The following is a 15,838-nucleotide window of genomic DNA, read 5'->3' as shown; positions in this document are numbered from 1 at the left end:
ACGGGCGGCACCCGCTGTACGCTCTCATCCCTTGTTTGCCGCGATTACACCTTGTTCTCGCGGCTTTTTTTTGCCCGCGTTTTCAGGTGTCGATTACCTGATCAAACCCCGGCAAAGCGCTTCGCCTACCGCCTGCGCCCTATTGGCGACGCCGAGCTTGGAATAGATGGTCTTGAGGTGATACTTCACCGTCGACTCCGACACGTCGCGGATCATTGAGATCTCCCAGGCAGTTTTTCCATCCCTGGCCCACTGCAGTACCTCCAGTTCCCGATGGGTCAAACCGCGAGAGCAGAACTTCAAACCCCGCGCAACGCTGTGCAGCACCGGCATGAGACTGCTCATGAGGTATTTTTGTTCAGCGGAGATCGCTCGCCCCACTTCACCCAGCGTACAAACCGACGTCACGCTGTCGGCACCACGGCAATGGTTCATGTAGCCGTAGGAAATGGCCGGAAGCAGTTCGCACGTATCGACGATTTCTTCGTAACACGCTGACACCGGATACTGTCTGAATGCATCCTGCCAGTTCACAAATCCCAACTGATTGCGATAACAGCGGATGACCGGATCCTGGGTGATGAACTCGCGCTGGCGGTAAGCCTTGCCCCAGGCATCATCGACATTGCAGGTAATGAACGTCAGCAGCACCGGCCCTTTGAACTGATAGAACATCGCCCGCTCACTATTGCATTCGCGCCTTAGCCATTCGAGGGCATTCTCGATGGCGGTCTGGCCATCGAGTTCGCTGATCGTGCTCACCATCTGCTGTATCAATAAGTCCCTGCTTGCGCTTTCTTTAATGGCACTGCACATCCGCTGCCGCTCCTTATGCGCCCGCGAATCGGTACAGGTGTTGTCCGTGACTCAGCGGGCGATGGGCGCAGAACTTACACGAATAATCGCGTTGAAGAATGACGAGCAGAACAAACAGATTCAACGCACTTTCAGGTAGGCAACGTCCCACTCAAAAGCAGGACGCTCCTTACAGAAAATAGCGTGCAAGCCTCGCGGCAGGCAGATTTGCATGCTGCGGCATCAGGACAATGCCGTGCACGACAGGCTGATGTCGTTTAGAACGAGGCAGGGTCGATGAGCGCGAAACTGCTCACATATCTGTGACCCGCAAGCACCCCGCCGTCACGCGCCAGACCGCAGGTGATCATGCCAGCGGCCTGCGCTGCGTCGAGCTCTTCGACGATATCCGAGAGGAACAGAATGTGCTCGGCAGGACACTCGATTGCCTGCGCAATCGTCCGGTAGGACTGCGCTTCGCGCTTGGGGCCGGACGTCGTATCGAAGTAACCACTGAACAGACCAGACAGATCGCCCGCCTCGGAACAGCCGAAAATCAATTGCTGAGCCTGAATTGAGCCCGAGGAATAAACGTAAAGCCTGTAGCCCTGTTGATGCCAGTGTTTCAAGGCATCGACAGCATCCGGATAAACATGGCCCTTGAGCTGTCCGGCGTTGTAGCCCTGCTCCCAGACCATGCCCTGCAACGCCTTCAGCGGTGTGGCCTTGCGGTCTTCGGCAATCCATTCCAGCAGTATTGCAATAACCCGCTCGACATCGGCGTCAGGCTCGCCGGCCTCGGTGCGTACCGCTTGCAGCTGCGACGCCACTGCCGGTTGTCCGGCGTTTTGCCGAACAAACCCGGGCAGGTGCTTTTTGGCAAACGGAAACAGCACGTCGAAAACGAAACTCACTGCGCTGGTGGTGCCTTCAATATCCGTGAGGATAGCTTTGATGGGCATCAGAATCGGGCTCCTGTCAGTCTTCCAGCCGTGGAAAACGGCCAGCAATGTCTTCACCGGTAAAATTCGCCACCCAGCCTTCCGGATTGTTGAACAGGCGGATGGCCACGAAATGTGGGTTTTCGCCCATATCGAACCAGTGCCGGGTGCCGGCCGGTACGGAAATCAGGTCGTTCTTTTCGCACAGCACGGCGTATACGTAGTCCTCGATGTGCAATGTGAACAAGCCCCGCCCGGCTACGAAAAAGCGCACTTCGTCCTCGCCATGCCGATGCTCTTCAAGAAATTTGGCGCGCAATTCGGCTTTTTGCGGGTGGTCACTGTTGAGGCTGATGACGTCCACGGTGACATAACCATGCTCGGTCATCAGCTTGTCGATCTGGGAGCGATAGGCGCTGATCACTTCTTCCTGGCTGGCACCGGGGGTAATCGGCGTCGCCGCTTCCCAGCGGTCGAACGCCACGCCGTGCTCGGCCAGCGTCGAAGCAATATCTTCCAGATGGGTCAGCACCTTGTTGGGCGTGTCAGGGCTTGAAACGTGATAAACGGACAGGCTGCTCATGGCATGAATCCTCGGTTTGGGGCACCACCTTCCGGCTTTTACAGGCAGGTCAGGCTTACAGGCTGGTTTTAATACGACGTTTTCAACGGTTCAATACCGCGCGCATTTTAAGCTCGCATTCAAACAGAAACTCGAACGCTTCGATCTGGCGCAAGGCGTCGCTCATTTTTGCCCCCCAGGTGTAGAGACCGTGACCGCGGATCAGGTAACCAGCGCACTCGGGATGGGCGTCCAGCCAAGGCTGCACCTTTGCGGCGAGACGGGCAATATCCTGATCGTTGTCGAAAATCGGTACCACGACCTGCGACTGATGAGTGACCACGCCGTGAAAGGCCTTTTGCAGCTCGTAATCCTCGAACACCAGATGATCGGCGGCAGTCAGCCTCGACAGCACCGTCGCATTCACCGAGTGGGTGTGCAGCACCGCGCCAACCTGTGGCCTGCTGCTGTACAACTGGGTGTGCAGCAAGGTTTCGGCAGACGGCTTTTTCCCGGGCTCCAGGCTGTTGCCTGCCATATCGGTAGCCAGCACATCGTCAGGACCCAACTGGCCCTTGTGCCTGCCGGATACGGTCAGCAGCGCCTCGGTGGCTGAAAGACGCGCGGAGTAATTACTGCTGGTGGCAGGCGACCAGCCGCGGCCATACAGGAAGCGCCCGGCCTCGATTATTTCCACGCTAAGTTGTTCGCGGCTCATACACCTTCCTCTTTCTTGGGTGTGATAATCATGATGGCTGCGGCAAAGGCTGCAAGGCTGGCAATGGCAAACGTCCAGGCTGGCCCCAGCGCGTTCCAGCTGTAACCGGAATACAGAGCGCCCAACGCGCCACCCACGCCGGACAACGCGGCATACAGTGCCTGTCCCTGTCCTTGCTGACGCGGGCCAAAGCTACTTTGCACGAAATGAATGGCGGCGGCGTGAAAGCTGCCGAACGTGGCGGCGTGCATCACCTGAGCAATCAGCAGCGCGGTCAGGTGATCGGCAAACAGTCCCAGCAGCAGCCAGCGCAATGCGGCCAGCAGAAAACTGGCGAACAGTACCTGGCGCACGGAGAAACGCTGCAGAATCCGGCTCATGACCATGAACATCCGCACTTCAGCCACCACACCGACCGCCCATAGCAGGCCGATCAGGCCACGGCTGTAGCCGAGCGCTTCGAGGTGCAGGGTCAAAAAGGTGTAATACGGCCCATGGCTGAGCACCATCAGCGCGACACTGAGGTAGAACGCCAATACACCAGGACGCGCCAGTTGCCTGAGAAAGCCGCCCGACACAGTTTCACGGCTCGACGGTGAGGGATGCGCATTCGGCACCCACCAGCTGCTGACAACGATACCGGCCATGATCGCCAGCGCGATGTAAGGAAACAGATCCAGACTGAACCATTCGAACACCCGTCCCAGCACCACGACCGCCAGAATGAAACCGATCGAGCCCCACAGCCGGATATGGCTGTAACGCGAGGTCTGGCCTTGCAGGTGCGCGAGAGTGATGACTTCGAACTGCGGCAGGATGGCATGCCAGAAGAACGCATAGAGCGCCATGACCATCGCCAGCCAGGCATAGCTTTTTTCGACCAGAATCAGCGAAAACGCCAACAACGTGCAGATGGCGCCGGACCGCACAATGGTCAGACGCCAACCAGTGTGATCACCCAGCCACCCCCAGAGATTGGGCGCAACGCAGCGCATCAGCATAGGGATGGCGATCAGTTCGCCTATGCGTGAGCTGGAAAAACCCAAGTGATGAAGATAAAGGGCCATGAACGGCGCAGACAGGCCGAGCAAGGCGAAATAGCACACGTAGAACCCGGACAGCCGCCAGTAAGGAAGCTGTCCGCCGGATGTTTGCGTCACGCTAGCAGTCCGCGACCGTGACAGCGCGCATTACAACTGTCCCAGCACAGGCGTGTTGACACTGACATCGGCGTTCTGACCGCGATGACGCAGCAGATGATCGAGCAATACGATGGCCATCATCGCCTCGGCAATCGGTGTGGCGCGAATGCCGACACACGGGTCGTGCCGGCCTTTGGTGATGACGTCAGCCGCGTTGCCATCGGTATCGATCGAACGCCCCGGCGTGGTGATGCTGGAGGTTGGTTTGAGCGCCAGATGCGCAATGATCGGCTGGCCCGAGGAAATGCCACCAAGAATGCCGCCCGCCTGATTGGACAGGAAACCCTGTGGGGTCATCTCGTCGCGGTGCTCGGTGCCGCGTTGTGCAACGCAGTCGAAACCGGCACCGATCTCTACGCCCTTGACCGCATTGATGCTCATCAGCGCGTGTGCCAGCTCGGCGTCCAGACGATCGAAGATCGGCTCGCCGAGCCCCGGCATCACGCCTTCTGCGACCACGGTGATTTTCGCACCGACCGAGTCCTGATCACGTCGCAGCTGGTCCATGTAGGCTTCCAGCTCCGGCACCTTGTCAGGGTCGGGGCAGAAAAACGCGTTGTCTTCTACCGAATCCCAGGTCTTGAACGGGATCTGGATCGGGCCCAGCTGGCTCATGTAGCCGCGAATGACGATGCCCTGGGTTGCCAGATATTTCTTGGCAATCGCCCCCGCTGCCACGCGCATGGCGGTTTCCCGTGCCGAACTGCGGCCGCCGCCGCGGTAATCGCGAATACCGTACTTGTGGTGGTAGGTGTAATCGGCATGAGCCGGACGGAACAGGTCCTTGATGGCCGAATAGTCCTTGGACTTCTGGTCTGTGTTGCGGATCAGCAGGCCTATGGAGGCACCGGTGGTTTTGCCCTCGAAGACGCCAGACAGGATCTCGACCTCATCGGCCTCCTGACGCTGGGTGGTGTGGCGGCTGGTGCCTGGCTTGCGCCGGTCCAGATCACGCTGCAGGTCTTGCAGGTCCAGCTCCAGCCCCGGCGGGCAGCCATCGACGATAGCGACCAGCGCCGGGCCGTGGCTTTCGCCGGCGGTGGTGACAGTGAACAGCTTGCCGAAAGTGTTGCCGGACATGCGGGCGCTCCGAAAAATCAGCCAAAAAACCAGATCGTTAAACCAAGCGCGCCAGTATACGCAGGCTCGCGGTTCAGTTCATCCTCGAACCTTCTGTCACGCCGCGCGTCCAAGCGAGACTCTCCCCATGATGGCCTTGCGATGTTATCCGGTAATTCCCTGCTTCGAGTACCAAACGCGCTGCGTCTGCTGGCCCTGCCGATAACATTGACCCTGAGCCTAATCGCCGGAACAGCCAGTGCTGCGGCGCCCAGCGTGGTGCAGCGGCCGATCACGGTGGATACCGAAAACGGCAAACTGTACGGCACTCTGCTGATGCCCCGTTCGGACAAACCGGTCCCGGTGGTGCTGATCATCGCCGGTTCCGGCCCCACCGACCGCGACGGCAACAACCCTGAGGGTGGACGCAACGACAGCATGAAACGCCTGGCGGTGGTTCTGGCTAAAAACAATATCGCCAGCGTGCGCTACGACAAACGCGGCGTCGCAGCCAGCAAGGCCGTCACGCCGGATGAACGCAATCTGAGCGTCGAGCGCTACGTGGCCGATGTTCAACTCTGGGCCAGAGCGCTCAAAGCCAACCCGCGCCTTGGCCAGCTGATTCTTCTGGGCCACAGCGAGGGTGCGCTGGTGGCGACGCTGGCGGCTGAAAAAGTGGGTGCAGCAGCGCTGATTTCCGTGGCGGGCACCGGACGGCCTGTCGATCAGGTGCTGCGCGAACAATTTCAGGAGCGCTTGCCACCGGATCTGCTGCAACGCAGCAATCAGTTGCTCGATGAACTGAAGGCGGGCAAGATCGACGACAACGTGCCCGCCGAGCTGGAAGTGGTATTTCGCCCCAGTGTCCAGCCGTATCTGATCTCGCTGTTTCGCCAGGACCCCGCCGCAGCCTTCGCTGCAGTGCACGTTCCGGCGCTGATCGTTCAGGGGCGCAACGACATTCAGGTGGGCGTGGGCGATGCCCTGCTGCTGCAAAAAGCCAGACCGGATGCTGAACTGGCCCTGATCGACGGAATGAATCATGTGCTGCGTATCGTGCCAGACGACTTACAGCAGCAGTTGTTGTCCTACCGCAACCCGACCCAGCCGCTGGCCAGTGAAGTGACCAAGCGGATCCTGGCCTTCATCAAGGCCCTGCCCCAACCAGGAAAAAAATCTGACGTCAGATAATTGCAAGCCCTTCAGTCTTCGGATATCTGGCCGATAGCGGTTTGCTGGCTTTTTGTTCCGTTGCAAGTATTCCGTTGCAAGTATCACGGTGCAAGGCCCAGGAAAGGACACCATTATGACTGACGCGAATATCATGACTGAAACCACTGCAGCACCCGAAAGCGTAGAAGCCGAGGTTCAGGCACCGCCGCAGCCGTGGGAAGACATTCTGCCCGAGAACTTTCAGATGTTGCGTCTGGCACCACAGCCTACCGACCGCGCCACCGGCGGACGGCCCTTGCGTTTTGTGCAGTTTGGTCGTGCCGAGCGGCACAGCAAGGAGTTGAGCCTGCTGCGCATCAATGTGCAGCTGCCAGGCCAACGGGTCCGCAAGGAACAGAACAATCTGGATGTCTGGGCCGACCACGAAAAGCGTACTGTGCGCTTCGGTCCCGAATCAGGCTTGCAGATCGAGCCGTGGAACCGCGGCATCGGTCGTTTCATGATCGCCCATGCCGTGCATTGGGCGCAGAAAAGATGGTCATCCTACAAGATTGAAGGCGTAGCGCTGGCGAGCAAGGACGGCCTGAACGAAGACACACGCCTGCGTCGTGACCACTTTCTGCGCACCTTGGGTTTTGAAGTAGCGTACGCCGATGCCCAGCACATGAAAGGCACCATCAAGGACGTACACGTCGGCAACCTGCACAGCACCTGGAACAACGACAAGGTGCAGATCATCGAAATTCTCGAAGCCTCGCAAATGCTGGAAAAGGCCGAGAAGAACCTGATCGAACAGGAAGTGACCATTCGCCAGCACGAAGACCGTGTCGGCAAGTACAAGCGCGAGGACGCCGGTCTGCGCTTCACGATTGCCTGCCTGGTGACCTTCGCGGTGTTTCAGGCGGGACTGTTGATCTGGATCGCGACCCACCGATAAAAAAAGGAGCTGATCTCAGCTCCCCCTTCTCTCAGTCTTCCCTATCAAACCTTCGACTGGAACAACGCCTGATGGTTGCGGCACTGTTCTGCTGTGAGCATGAACACCCCGTGACCACCGCGCTGGAAATCCAGCCAGGCGAAATCGACTTCCGGGTACAGCGCCTGCACGTGTACCTGGCTGTTGCCTACTTCAACGATCAGCAAGCCTTTCTCGTTCAGGTGATCGGCTGCCTGCGCAAGCATACGGCGTACCAAGTTCAGACCATCGCTGCCACAGGCCAGCGCCAGCTCAGGCTCATGCTGATACTCGTCTGGCATGTCGGCAAAGTCTTCGGCGTCCACATAGGGCGGGTTGGACACGATCAGGTCGAAGCGCTGCCCCGGCAAACCGTCGAACCCGTCGCCCTGCACGGTGTAGACGCGATCCTCCATGCCGTGACGCTCGATGTTCTGGTTAGCCACCTCCAGTGCGTCGTAGGACAAGTCGGCCAGGGCCACCTCGGCTTCGGGAAACACCTCGGCACAGGCGATACCGATGCAACCGGAGCCAGTGCACAGGTCCAGAATCCGGGCTGGTTCGTTGGCCAGCCAGGGCGCGAAACGCTCTTCGATCAGTTCGGCAATAGGTGAACGCGGGATCAATACACGGTCATCGACAATGAACGACATACCGCAAAACCAGGCTTCGCCCAGCAGATACGGCGTTGGCACACGTTCATCGATTCGGCGTTTGATCAGGCGTTGCAGTTCGGATATTTCATCGACTTCCAGGCGGCAATCCAGGTAGCTGTCGGCGATTTCCCAAGGCAGATGCAATGCGCCCAGCACCAACTGCCGCGCTTCATCCCAGGCATTGTCGGTGCCATGACCGAAAAATACGTCTTCCTCGTGAAAGCGGCTGACGGCCCACCGTATATGGTCGCGCACGGTACGCAAACGGGAAGTGATCATGGACAAACTCCTTGGAAAGGCGACGAGCTGCTGTAAGACGAGCCACGGTGAAAAGTCTGGTTCCGAACAATGCACATTCTTCGTACCCGATAGGCATGGAAGTTTCCATGATTCGCGTACTGCCATCAAGGCAAACCGCCAGCCACCCCCACCGCCAACTGCCCTGCAGGCCATAAAAACCGTGGCCTGCGATGGTTGCCATTCCCAGAACGCCTCAGCCAGAGGACAATGTCACAAAAGCCCCACACCAAGGAGCCCGTGAATGTCCGATTTAAAGACCATGTTCCAACTCAGCGGCCGGGTGCATGCGCCCGCCAATTTGAGCAATGCGACGCTGATCATCATCGATGCCCAGAAAGAATACCTTAGCGGCCCGCTGGCCCTGACAGGCGTCGACGAAGCCCTGGCCAACATCTGCCAATTGGTCGAGAGGGCCCGTGCGGTCAAGTGCCCGATTGTTCATATTCGCCATCTGGGCACTGTGGGCGGCCTGTTCGACCCACAGGGCGAGCGCGGTCAACTGGTGCCGGAGCTGTTGCCAAAGGACGACGAACATCTGGTCGAAAAACGCCTGCCCAACGCTTTCAACGGCACCGGGCTGCATGATCTTCTGCAAAAGCTGGGTCATCTGGATCTGATCGTCTGCGGCTTCATGAGCCACTCGAGCATCAGCACCACGGTTCGCGCTACCAAGGACTACGGTTATCGCTGCACACTGGTCGACGATGCCTGCGCAACCCGCGACTTGCCGAGCCCGCACGGCGTCGTCAGCGCGCAGGTGGTGCATAGAACCGAGATGGCGATCATGGCCGACAACTTCGCCACACTGGCGCTGACCAAAGACCTGATCTGATCTGATCTGCGCCGGAACGAGTGGTTGTGTGGGCGTATTCACATAACCGCCTATCCCTTGCCGGCTCGTATCATCCCGGAGGCGGGAACCACCCCTTCTTCTCCGGGTCACAGCGCCGATACTCCATTGAGCCGATACCTATTGAGGAAAAGGCATGAAAACGTCAGATGGTTTCGATGCACGTCGCCTGCGCCCCAGGGGTCAGGGCAACTGGGGCAAACGCATCGGTACGCTGATCGCGCTGCTTCTTTTGGCGTCAGGCGTGTTGCTGACCGTTGCCGGAGTTTCCAGCCTGACCGTTCACCCGCAGATGCTCGGCGAACTGAATGCCAGCCCTGGAGGCGCCGCATTTGTCGCCGTCGGCGGGTTGCTGGTGCTTTATCTGGGTGTCTGGCTATGGCGCCGCTGCCGCCGTCAACGCAGTGCCAGCGGCTTGAGTATCTCGGCGCACCTGATGAAAAAACACAACTGACCCTGGCGCTTGAACGGTTAGAATGGCTTCCTTCGCGGAGGCCCCATGCAAGACGACGATTTTTCCCTGTTCAGAAGCGAAACGCGCGGCGTAAAGCCGCTCAAGCATGAACACGCCGATGTCGGCAAACCCAAGACCGATCGAAAAATGCTGGCCCGCCTGCGTCAGTCGGCGACTGTGCGCACCGATTCGGTGACCGTCGACGGCTTGTCGGATCAATTCGTGATCGATGTCGGTCCGGAAGATATCCTGAGCTGGTCGCGCGACGGCGTGCAGGAAGGCCAGATGCGCAAGCTCAAACTCGGGCAGATCAGCTTCGAAGGCAGCCTGGACTTACACGGCATGAGCGTGGAAGTGGCGCGTGAGACGCTGTGGGAGTTTCTGGCTGAAGCGACCCGACTGGAAATACGCTGCGTACGTGTAACCCACGGCAAGGCGGTACGCCTGGACGGCAAGCGCCCCATGATCAAGAGCCACGTCAACACCTGGCTGCGTCAGCATTCGCAGGTACTGGGCTTTTGTTCATGCCTGGCCAAACATGGCGGTGCGGGGGCGGTGTACGTGATACTCAGACGCACCATGATGGAAGGACGCGACGAGTAATCCTCCTCGCGCCCCTCTTGCCGGACAGCAATCTGCTGCCCGGCGTATTACTCAGCGCGGGCCGGGGCCACCAGGTCCACCAGGTCCACCAGGTCCACCCCCTTCATGATGGCCACCGCCGCCGCCATGTCCGCCCGGACCAGGCCAAAACGGCCAGCAGCCGGAAACCGACGACAGTACGATTGCGAACAACGCTATTTTTGCTACTCGACTCAACATCCGGATTCACTCTCTCGACAGGCAATTGATTAATAACCTGCACAGTCAGACAGCGCGGTTCCGGGGAAGTGGGTAGCGATCTGGTCGCCAACGTGTAAGCGCTACGATACAAAACGCATAACCCCCGGTTGATTTGCAGCGCTGCCGTGCACCCGCACTCTTGCGTAAGTTACTATGTGCGCCGTCGGCGACGGGCCTGCCCTCGCACCCATCGAAACCCACACGGAAACACACCCCTGTGACACTGGAACAGAATTACACCGCCATACTCGGGCAATTGGGCGAGGACGTCTCGCGCGAAGGTCTGCTGGACACCCCCAAACGCGCCGCCAAGGCCATGCAGTACCTGTGTCGCGGTTACGCGCAAACGCTGGAAGAAGTCACCAACGGCGCGCTGTTCAGCTCCGATGCCAGTGAAATGGTCATGGTCAAGGACATCGAGCTGTACTCGCTGTGCGAGCATCATCTGCTGCCGTTCATTGGCAAGGCACATGTCGCCTACATTCCCAACGGCAAGGTGCTGGGCCTGTCGAAAGTGGCGCGGATCGTTGATATGTACGCCCGCCGTCTGCAGATCCAGGAAAACCTCAGCCGTCAGATCGCCGAGGCCATCCAGCAGGTTACCGGTGCACTGGGTGTGGCGGTGGTGATCGAAGCCAAGCACATGTGCATGATGATGCGCGGTGTCGAGAAGCAGAACTCGGCCATGATCACGTCAGTGATGCTCGGCGAATTCCGTGAAAATGCTGCCACTCGCAGTGAGTTTCTCAGCCTGATCAAGTGACCCGTTCAGCCAGCGTTCACGTGCCTGGCGCACGCTGAACGTCCGGCCGATTTTCGCCACTGTCCGCAAGAGGTATGACCGTGTTCATGAAAGCGTTAAGAGTCGGCCTTGGCCAGCTCGTCATCGGTATCGACTTCCTGACCCGCCCGAGCAAGAAGAAGCGCGATCCGCAGGCCCAGGCGGTTGTCGCTGAGGCGGCTCAAGACCTGACGCTGTACCAGTTCCACGCCTGCCCGTTCTGCGTGAAAACCCGTCGTACCCTGCACCGTCTCAATGTTCCTGTCGCTTTGCGCGATGCGAAGAACAACGAGCTTGACCGTCAGACGCTGCTTAACGAGGGCGGCAAAATCAAAGTGCCTTGCCTGCGAATCGAAGAAGGCGACAAAACCGTTTGGATGTACGAATCCAAGGTCATTATCGACTACCTGAATCAGCGGTTCGGCGCGATCTGAATACCTCGTGCCCGACGTGCCTCAACGCGGGCAACCTTCCTCGCGGCAGGCGACATAGGCTTGCAACTGCTTGAGGCGCACGCGGGTCTGGTCAGCCAGGCATTGCGATTGCAGCAACGGCCAGATGGAGCCTGAATCCTCGGGCTTGCCAGCCTGATACAGGCAATCGGCGTCACGCAGGGCTATCCACTTCAGTTGTGCATCCTTGAACGCCTGCTTTTTAGCCGGCGTCTTCAGCCACGCCATCTGCGCCTTGTACTGCTTGTTGAGATCAGCATCGAGCGCCGACAGCTCATTGGCAGCACACTGATTCATGCTGGCCTGATTGGCATCGCAATCCTGAGCCTGTGCCGAGCAGCCGATACCCAGCGCGATGAAAGCGGCCAGAAGTGCTATTGAAACACGCATAAATTTCCTTTTATTCAGCCAATGGGTGCATCAATCCAGCATACCGACATAACCCGGTTGCGCCTTGACCCGATCCAGCCAGCGCCGAATTCCGGTGTAAGGTGCCAGATCGAAACCGCCCTGATGAGCGACATGGGTATAGGCGTACAGGGCGATATCGGCGATGGAGAAATTCTCACCGACCAGAAACGGTGTGCGATCAAGCTGCTGCTCCATGACCGCCAGCGCTCGATAACCGGATTTCTGCATGGCCCGATACTCGGTCATGCGTTCAGCCGGCAAGCCCAGATAGAACTGAATGAAGCGGGCAACCGCCACCGACGGCTCATGGCTGTACTGCTCGAAAAACTGCCATTGCAGAACCTGGGTGCGCAGCCGCGGTTCGCTCGGAAGATACCTGGAACCATCAGCCAGAAAATTGAGAATCGCATTGGACTCCCATAGACAAGTGCCGTCTTCCAGTTCCAACACGGGGATCTTGCCGTTTGGGTTCTTCTCCAGAAAAGCCGGGGTCTGGGTTTCGCCATTAAGAATATCGACCGGCACCCACTCGTACTCACTGCCCAACAGGTTAAGCATCAACTTGACCTTGTAGCAGTTGCCCGAGTTGTAATCGCCATAAACCTTGTACATCGCCTGCTCCCTCGATATGCCTGTATTGCCGGCTCTGATCAGGCGGCTTTCAGATTCTGTGCCGCACGGACCACGGACGCCAGTCGTTTTATGCCTTCATTCAGACGCGCCGGGTCGATATGACTGAAATTGAGGCGCAGATGGCCGTGATTGGCGTCCGGGTCAGCAAAAAAAGGTTCGCCCGGCATGAACGCGACGTCCTGCGCCAACGCGGCATCCAGCAAGGTACGGGTGTCCAGCGGCTGTTTCAGGGTCAGCCAGAAGAACAATCCACCTTGCGGGCTGTTCCACTCGGCCAGGTCTGAAAAATGCGTCTGCAAGGCATCCTCGAATGCATCCCGGCGACCACGGTAGAACTCGCACAGCGTCAGCAGATGTTCACGATGGTGCTCAGTGCCAATCCACTGCAAGGCCTGCCATTGGCCAAGGCGATTGGTATGTAGATCAGCGGACTGCTTCAGGCGCAACAGGTGCGGAAACAGATCGGGACTGGCGATCAGATAACCCACACGCAGGCCGGGCAATAGCGTTTTGGAGACCGTGCCGGTGTAGATCCAGCTTGCTGCCTTCAGGCCGCTGACAATCGGCCTGGCACTGCCGCCGTCAAAACTCAACTCGCGGTAAGGCTCATCCTCGATCAACGTGACGCCGAACTCGTCAAGCAAAGCCGCAACCGCATCGCGGCTGGCCTGGCTGTAGCGCACTGCCGAGGGGTTCTGGAACGTCGGGATCAGGTAGGCGAATGCGGGCCTGTGCTGCTCCAGGCGCTGGCGCATGGTAATCAGGTCCGGGCCTTCGGCCTGCAGGGGCACGGTGATGCAGTCGGCACCAAACAGCTGAAATATCTGCAGCGCCGCCAGGTAGGTGGGTGCTTCAAGCAGAATCTCGGTGTCTTTGTCGATGTAGAGCTTGGCCGCAAGGTCCAGCGTCTGTTGAGAACCACTGACCACCATGACCTGACTGGCATCGCAAGCAATACCCAGGGCGCGGGCGTCGGCAGCCAGCGCTTCGCGCAGCGCAGGTTCGCCCTCGCTCATGCCGTACTGGCCCAGAGAAACAGGCATGTCAGCCCACTCGACTTTGGGCAGCATCGACTCGGCAGGCAGGCCACCGGCGAACGACATCACTTGCGGGCGCTGAGCGGCGGCGAGGATCTCGCGAATCAGAGAACTTTTCAGACGGGAAACGCGTTCGGAAAAAGCCATGGCACTTACCTGTAGCCGAGACGAAGGAAAATAAGTCAAACTTGTTGACTCAAATTACGACGCCCACCCCGGATACGTCAACATGCTTGACTTAAAAAAACCTGCCAATCAACAAATGGCCATGGAAGCCTTCTTCTTCGGCTATCAGGCCTTCACCGCCAAGGCGGATGAAATGCTGGCCAAGCGCGGCTTCAGTCGCGTGCATCAGCGCATTGTATTTTTCATCGCTCGCTATCCCGAACTGAGCGTCAAGGAACTGCTCACGGTATTGGGCGTGAGCAAGCAGGCGCTCAATGCCCCGTTGCGCCAACTGATCGGCATGGACCTGGTGCACAGCACCGCCCCGGAAACCGACAAACGCAAACGACTACTCGGGCTCACCGATGAAGGCGCCCGTTTCGAGCAGGCGTTGCGGCGTGAACAGGTCAAGCTGCTGCAACGGGTGTTCGCCGAAGCGGGTCAGGAAGCGGTGGATGGCTGGATGACAGTCAACCTGGCGCTGGGCCAGACACTGCAATCCGGTGCGTGTCCAATCGGGACTGACGTCGAATAAATACCACTGTCGCAACTGTGCTGGCGTTTACTCGTATCGCTGTATCGTAAAGCCACGCGACCATACGTTTAGGCTTGGCGTCCTTTGCTACCTGCCCGCTTCAAGGAACGCCCTGCATGAACGAGACCCTCAAGGCGCCATTGCGCCCGCTGACCGACTCATCGCTGTCTGCGGTGGTTGCCGGCTTCATTGCTATGATGACTGGCTGCACCAGCTCGCTGGTGCTGATGTTTCAGGCCGGACAGGCGGCGGGGCTGAGCAGCGTGCAGGTCTCATCCTGGCTGTGGGCCTTGTTCATGGGCATGGCGGTGTGCAGCATCGGTCTTTCGTTGCGCTACCGCATGCCGATTACCGTGGCGTGGTCCACACCTGGTGCCGCACTGCTGATCACCAGTCTGGGTGGCGTGACATATCCGCAGGCAATTGGCGCGTTCATGACCAGCGCGCTGCTGGTTATTCTGTGCGGCGTAACGGGCAGCTTCGAACGTATCGTGCGGCGTTTGCCAGCCTCGCTGGCTGCGGCCTTGCTGGCGGGAATCCTGTTCAGGATCGGCAGTGAAATCTTCATCGCCGCCCAGCACCGCACCAGCCTGGTATTGGGCATGTTTTTTACGTATCTGGTGGTGAAGCGTCTTTCGCCACGCTACTCGGTGCTGCTCGCACTGCTGGTCGGCATCGGGATATCGGGCGCGCTGGGCTTGCTGAACTTCAGCGGTCTGGCGCTGCAAGTCGCCGCGCCGGTCTGGACCACTCCCGAGTTTTCCTGGGTCGCGACGGTCAGCATCGGCATTCCACTGTTCGTGGTGGCCATGACCTCACAGAACATGCCGGGTGTGGCGGTGTTGCGAGCCGACGGTTACTACCCGCCTACCTCACCGCTGATATCGGTAACAGGCTTTGCCTCTTTGCTTACCGCACCGTTCGGCTGCCACGGGATCAACCTGGCCGCCATCAGCGCCGCCATCTGTACCAGCCCTCATGCGCACGAAGACAAGTCCAAACGCTACACAGCGGCGATCTGGGCCGGGATTTTCTACGCAATCGCCGGGATTTTCGGCGCCACGCTGGCAGGTCTGTTCAGTGCGTTCCCCACGGAGCTGATGATCTCGATTGCCGCACTGGCGCTGCTCGGTTCGATCACCAATGGCCTGACCGTGGCCATGGCCGAGCCCCGCGAGCGCGAACCCGCTCTTATCACCTTTATGGTGACGGCCTCAGGGCTGACGCTGTTTTCCATAGGTTCGGCATTCTGGGGCATTGTTGCGGGCCTGCTGACCATGCTGATCCTGAATGCACGCAAGGCCGGATAAGCCTGC

General features: G+C 59.0%; 19 protein-coding genes. 9 read left to right on the top strand and 10 right to left on the bottom strand.

What is annotated here, in order from left to right:
- Positions 1-93: 93 nt before the first annotated feature.
- The 6 genes from LJU29_RS09825 to aroC form a co-directional block, all read right to left on the bottom strand.
- Positions 94-816 carry a helix-turn-helix transcriptional regulator gene (locus LJU29_RS09825; protein ID WP_004667477.1) on the bottom strand — a complete coding sequence of 241 codons (723 nt, stop codon included), beginning with the start codon at positions 814-816 and terminating at the stop codon, positions 94-96.
- Positions 817-1,073: 257 nt separating this feature from the next.
- Positions 1,074-1,757, bottom strand: a complete 684-nt coding sequence (gene mtnC, locus LJU29_RS09820) for an acireductone synthase (RefSeq protein WP_005755877.1) — start codon at positions 1,755-1,757, stop codon at positions 1,074-1,076.
- 16 nt (positions 1,758-1,773) lie between these two features.
- Positions 1,774-2,319, bottom strand: a complete 546-nt coding sequence (locus tag LJU29_RS09815) for a 1,2-dihydroxy-3-keto-5-methylthiopentene dioxygenase (RefSeq protein ID WP_005755878.1) — start codon at positions 2,317-2,319, stop codon at positions 1,774-1,776.
- A gap of 82 nt (positions 2,320-2,401) precedes the next feature.
- A complete protein-coding gene (locus tag LJU29_RS09810; RefSeq protein WP_005731490.1) occupies positions 2,402-3,016 on the bottom strand; it encodes a methylthioribulose 1-phosphate dehydratase in 615 nt (204 codons plus the stop codon).
- Positions 3,013-4,176: an MFS transporter gene (locus LJU29_RS09805; RefSeq protein ID WP_122320981.1), complete on the bottom strand. Its 1,164-nt coding sequence runs from the start codon at positions 4,174-4,176 to the stop codon at positions 3,013-3,015. Before LJU29_RS09805 ends, LJU29_RS09810 begins: the two co-directional genes overlap by 4 nt.
- A 30-nt stretch (positions 4,177-4,206) precedes the next feature.
- Positions 4,207-5,298, bottom strand: a complete 1,092-nt coding sequence (gene aroC, locus LJU29_RS09800) for a chorismate synthase (RefSeq protein ID WP_005744350.1) — start codon at positions 5,296-5,298, stop codon at positions 4,207-4,209.
- Between the two features lie 141 nt (positions 5,299-5,439).
- Between aroC and LJU29_RS09795 the strand changes: the two genes are divergently transcribed.
- Together LJU29_RS09795 and LJU29_RS09790 are read left to right on the top strand one after the other, a co-directional pair.
- A complete protein-coding gene (locus tag LJU29_RS09795) occupies positions 5,440-6,468 on the top strand; it encodes an alpha/beta hydrolase (RefSeq protein WP_257112176.1) in 1,029 nt (342 codons plus the stop codon).
- Between the two features lie 115 nt (positions 6,469-6,583).
- Positions 6,584-7,387, top strand: a complete 804-nt coding sequence (locus LJU29_RS09790; protein ID WP_257112175.1) for a hypothetical protein — start codon at positions 6,584-6,586, stop codon at positions 7,385-7,387.
- Between the two features lie 44 nt (positions 7,388-7,431).
- On the opposite strand, the gene prmB is transcribed toward LJU29_RS09790, so the two are convergent.
- Positions 7,432-8,340, bottom strand: coding sequence for a 50S ribosomal protein L3 N(5)-glutamine methyltransferase (gene prmB, locus LJU29_RS09785; RefSeq protein WP_257112173.1), 909 nt, complete (start codon positions 8,338-8,340; stop codon positions 7,432-7,434).
- A gap of 262 nt (positions 8,341-8,602) precedes the next feature.
- Here prmB and LJU29_RS09780 point away from each other — a divergent pair, with 262 nt between their 5' ends.
- The 5 genes from LJU29_RS09780 (at position 8,603) to LJU29_RS09760 (ending at position 11,723) form a co-directional block, all read left to right on the top strand.
- Positions 8,603-9,193: a cysteine hydrolase family protein gene (locus tag LJU29_RS09780; protein ID WP_257112172.1), complete on the top strand. Its 591-nt coding sequence runs from the start codon at positions 8,603-8,605 to the stop codon at positions 9,191-9,193.
- Positions 9,194-9,347: 154 nt separating this feature from the next.
- Positions 9,348-9,665 carry a hypothetical protein gene (locus tag LJU29_RS09775; RefSeq protein ID WP_002552838.1) on the top strand — a complete coding sequence of 106 codons (318 nt, stop codon included), beginning with the start codon at positions 9,348-9,350 and terminating at the stop codon, positions 9,663-9,665.
- 45 nt (positions 9,666-9,710) lie between these two features.
- Positions 9,711-10,268, top strand: a complete 558-nt coding sequence (locus tag LJU29_RS09770; RefSeq protein WP_005755898.1) for a Smr/MutS family protein — start codon at positions 9,711-9,713, stop codon at positions 10,266-10,268.
- A 457-nt stretch (positions 10,269-10,725) separates the two neighbouring features.
- Entirely contained in the window at positions 10,726-11,271 is a 546-nt protein-coding gene (folE, locus tag LJU29_RS09765; RefSeq protein WP_002552836.1) for a GTP cyclohydrolase I FolE, read from the top strand.
- Between the two features lie 74 nt (positions 11,272-11,345).
- Complete coding sequence (locus LJU29_RS09760; RefSeq protein ID WP_005744345.1) at positions 11,346-11,723, top strand: glutathione S-transferase N-terminal domain-containing protein; 378 nt, start codon at positions 11,346-11,348, stop codon at positions 11,721-11,723.
- Between the two features lie 21 nt (positions 11,724-11,744).
- On the opposite strand, the gene LJU29_RS09755 is transcribed toward LJU29_RS09760, so the two are convergent.
- Genes LJU29_RS09755 through LJU29_RS09745 form a run of 3 tightly spaced genes read right to left on the bottom strand, consistent with a single transcriptional unit; the run spans position 11,745 to position 13,969 of the window.
- Positions 11,745-12,131: a lysozyme inhibitor LprI family protein gene (locus LJU29_RS09755; RefSeq protein ID WP_257112170.1), complete on the bottom strand. Its 387-nt coding sequence runs from the start codon at positions 12,129-12,131 to the stop codon at positions 11,745-11,747.
- A gap of 30 nt (positions 12,132-12,161) precedes the next feature.
- A complete protein-coding gene (locus tag LJU29_RS09750) occupies positions 12,162-12,764 on the bottom strand; it encodes a glutathione S-transferase family protein (protein ID WP_002552833.1) in 603 nt (200 codons plus the stop codon).
- Between the two features lie 38 nt (positions 12,765-12,802).
- A complete protein-coding gene (locus tag LJU29_RS09745; protein WP_257112168.1) occupies positions 12,803-13,969 on the bottom strand; it encodes an aminotransferase-like domain-containing protein in 1,167 nt (388 codons plus the stop codon).
- Positions 13,970-14,051: 82 nt separating this feature from the next.
- On the opposite strand from LJU29_RS09745, the gene LJU29_RS09740 reads away from it, so the two are divergent.
- A complete protein-coding gene (locus LJU29_RS09740) occupies positions 14,052-14,522 on the top strand; it encodes a MarR family transcriptional regulator (protein WP_004658431.1) in 471 nt (156 codons plus the stop codon).
- A gap of 116 nt (positions 14,523-14,638) precedes the next feature.
- On the top strand, positions 14,639-15,832 hold the full coding sequence (locus tag LJU29_RS09735; RefSeq protein WP_257112166.1) for a benzoate/H(+) symporter BenE family transporter: 1,194 nt from the start codon (positions 14,639-14,641) through the stop codon (positions 15,830-15,832).
- Positions 15,833-15,838 lie beyond the last annotated feature (6 nt).

Origin of the sequence: Pseudomonas ficuserectae (assembly GCF_024584585.1) — a bacterium.
GTDB lineage: Bacteria > Pseudomonadota > Gammaproteobacteria > Pseudomonadales > Pseudomonadaceae > Aquipseudomonas > Aquipseudomonas amygdali.
The sequence above is the reverse complement of the archived record's forward strand: the minus strand, read 5'-3'. Positions and strand labels throughout refer to the sequence as shown.

What these genes read in the sequence shown, in the direction of transcription:
- LJU29_RS09780 (WP_257112172.1), top strand. Translation starts at nt 8,603, where the DNA reads ATGTCCGATTTAAAGACCATGTTCCAACTCAGCGGCCGGGTGCATGCG.
- LJU29_RS09760 (WP_005744345.1), top strand. Translation starts at nt 11,346, where the DNA reads ATGACCGTGTTCATGAAAGCGTTAAGAGTCGGCCTTGGCCAGCTCGTC.
- prmB (WP_257112173.1), bottom strand. Translation starts at nt 8,340, where the DNA reads ATGATCACTTCCCGTTTGCGTACCGTGCGCGACCATATACGGTGGGCC.
- LJU29_RS09825 (WP_004667477.1), bottom strand. Translation starts at nt 816, where the DNA reads ATGTGCAGTGCCATTAAAGAAAGCGCAAGCAGGGACTTATTGATACAG.
- LJU29_RS09810 (WP_005731490.1), bottom strand. Translation starts at nt 3,016, where the DNA reads ATGAGCCGCGAACAACTTAGCGTGGAAATAATCGAGGCCGGGCGCTTC.
- LJU29_RS09740 (WP_004658431.1), top strand. Translation starts at nt 14,052, where the DNA reads ATGCTTGACTTAAAAAAACCTGCCAATCAACAAATGGCCATGGAAGCC.
- LJU29_RS09755 (WP_257112170.1), bottom strand. Translation starts at nt 12,131, where the DNA reads ATGCGTGTTTCAATAGCACTTCTGGCCGCTTTCATCGCGCTGGGTATC.
- LJU29_RS09750 (WP_002552833.1), bottom strand. Translation starts at nt 12,764, where the DNA reads ATGTACAAGGTTTATGGCGATTACAACTCGGGCAACTGCTACAAGGTC.
- LJU29_RS09795 (WP_257112176.1), top strand. Translation starts at nt 5,440, where the DNA reads ATGTTATCCGGTAATTCCCTGCTTCGAGTACCAAACGCGCTGCGTCTG.
- aroC (WP_005744350.1), bottom strand. Translation starts at nt 5,298, where the DNA reads ATGTCCGGCAACACTTTCGGCAAGCTGTTCACTGTCACCACCGCCGGC.
- LJU29_RS09790 (WP_257112175.1), top strand. Translation starts at nt 6,584, where the DNA reads ATGACTGACGCGAATATCATGACTGAAACCACTGCAGCACCCGAAAGC.
- LJU29_RS09815 (WP_005755878.1), bottom strand. Translation starts at nt 2,319, where the DNA reads ATGAGCAGCCTGTCCGTTTATCACGTTTCAAGCCCTGACACGCCCAAC.
- mtnC (WP_005755877.1), bottom strand. Translation starts at nt 1,757, where the DNA reads ATGCCCATCAAAGCTATCCTCACGGATATTGAAGGCACCACCAGCGCA.
- LJU29_RS09735 (WP_257112166.1), top strand. Translation starts at nt 14,639, where the DNA reads ATGAACGAGACCCTCAAGGCGCCATTGCGCCCGCTGACCGACTCATCG.
- LJU29_RS09775 (WP_002552838.1), top strand. Translation starts at nt 9,348, where the DNA reads ATGAAAACGTCAGATGGTTTCGATGCACGTCGCCTGCGCCCCAGGGGT.
- LJU29_RS09770 (WP_005755898.1), top strand. Translation starts at nt 9,711, where the DNA reads ATGCAAGACGACGATTTTTCCCTGTTCAGAAGCGAAACGCGCGGCGTA.
- LJU29_RS09745 (WP_257112168.1), bottom strand. Translation starts at nt 13,969, where the DNA reads ATGGCTTTTTCCGAACGCGTTTCCCGTCTGAAAAGTTCTCTGATTCGC.